2 protein-coding genes and 1 pseudogene are annotated in these 1656 nt (G+C 70.7%); all 3 read left to right on the plus strand.

The genetic code is table 11. The annotated features are described in order from the left end of the window. A pseudogene (locus tag VGD44_RS13410) lies at positions 1-225 on the plus strand (oxidoreductase); the annotation flags it as partial. 11 nt (positions 226-236) lie between these two features. After that, positions 237-923: a 4-carboxy-4-hydroxy-2-oxoadipate aldolase/oxaloacetate decarboxylase gene (locus tag VGD44_RS13415; protein WP_331087819.1), complete on the plus strand. Its 687-nt coding sequence runs from the start codon at positions 237-239 to the stop codon at positions 921-923. Then, positions 920-1656 (plus strand): PrpF domain-containing protein (locus VGD44_RS13420; RefSeq protein WP_331087821.1); only part of this gene is annotated, 737 nt, incomplete at its 3' end. The genes VGD44_RS13415 and VGD44_RS13420, both read left to right, overlap by 4 nt.

The following is a 1656-nucleotide window of genomic DNA, read 5'->3' on the forward strand; positions in this document are numbered from 1 at the left end:
TACATTTGCGACAACGGCACCTACATCGCCCGCTACGACGACCTCGTCGACGGCAAGGAGCAGCCGATCGACGTCTCCAAGGTGGACGTCTCGATGAACGGTATCGAGCTGCAGGACCGCGAGTTCTTCGCCGCCATCCGCGAGGGCCGAGAGCCCAACGGCTCGGTGGCCCAGGTCCTTCCCGCCTACCGCGCCCTCGACGTCATCGAAAAGAGCCTGCTCTAGGAGCCGCCCGCATGAGCCTCGTCGTCCGCAACATCCCGCGCGCCGAGCCCGCCGCCGTCAACGCGCTCGCGGGCTTCGGCGTCGCCACGGTCCACGAGGCCCAGGGCCGCAAGGGCCTGCTGGCAAGCTACATGCGCCCGATCTACCGCCCTGCGCAGATCGCCGGCTCGGCGGTCACCTGCGAAGTGGCGCCCGGCGACAACTGGATGATCCACGTGGCGGTGGAACAGTGCCGCCCCGGCGACGTGCTCGTCGTGGCGCCGACGAGCCCCTGCGAGGACGGCTACTTCGGCGACCTGCTGGCGACCTCGCTGAAGGCGCGCGGCGTGCGCGGCCTGATCATCGACGCCGGCGTGCGCGACGTGGCGGTCCTGACGGGGATGGGCTTCCCCGTCTGGTCGAAGGTGATCTACGCCCAGGGCACGGTCAAGGAGACCCTGGGCAACGTGAACCTGCCGCTGGTGTGCGCGGGTGCGCTGGTGAGTCCCGGCGACGTGATCGTGGCCGACGACGACGGCGTCTGCGTGGTTCGCCGCGACGAGGCGGCCGCGATCGCCGAGAAGGCCCGGCAGCGCGAGGCCAACGAGGGCGACAAGCGCGCCCGCTTCGAAGCGGGAGAACTGGGCCTCGACATCTACGGCATGCGCGAGAAGCTGGCGGCCAAGGGGCTGAAGTACCTCGACGAGCCGCCCCAATGACCCAGACGGCCCTCCCCTGCACGGTGATGCGCGGCGGCACCTCGAAGGGCCTCTACTTTCTCGCGTCCGACCTGCCGGCGGACGTCGCCACGCGCGACGCCGTGCTGCTGGCCGCCATGGGCTCGCCCGATCCGCGGCAGATCGACGGGATGGGCGGGGCGCACCCGCTGACCAGCAAGATCGCGGTCGTGGGGCCGTCCACGCACCCCGAGGCCGACGTGGACTACCTGTTCCTGCAGGCGGTGGTGGACGAGGCGCGCATCGACGACGGGCAGAACTGCGGCAACCTGCTGGCCGGCGTCGGCCCCTTCGCCATCGAAGAGGGCCTGATCCCGGCGCAGGACGGGATCACTCACGTCCGCATCAACATGCGCAACACCAGAAGCCTCGCGGTCGCGGCCATCCATACGCCCGGCGGCAGGGTCCGCTATGACGGCGAGGCGCGGATCGACGGCGTGCCGGGGACTGCCGCGCCGGTGCCCATCGACTTTCTGGACGTGGCCGGCTCCAGCTGCGGAGCCTTGCTGCCGACCGGCAACGCCCGCGACACGGTTGACGGGATCGAGCTCACCGCCATCGACAACGGCATGCCCGTGGTGGTGATGCGCGCGGCCGACTTCGGCAAGACCGGCTACGAGACGCCGGAAGCGCTGGAGGCCGATGCGGAGCTGAAGGCCCGCGTCGAGGCGATCCGGCTGCAGATCGGCCCGCGCATGAACCTGGGCGACGTGGC

It is taken from the genome of Phenylobacterium sp., from assembly GCF_036402295.1.
Taxonomy (GTDB): domain Bacteria; phylum Pseudomonadota; class Alphaproteobacteria; order Caulobacterales; family Caulobacteraceae; genus Phenylobacterium.

Coding starts and splice junctions, on each gene's coding strand:
- VGD44_RS13415 (WP_331087819.1), top strand. CDS start 237: ATGAGCCTCGTCGTCCGCAACATCCCGCGCGCCGAGCCCGCCGCCGTC.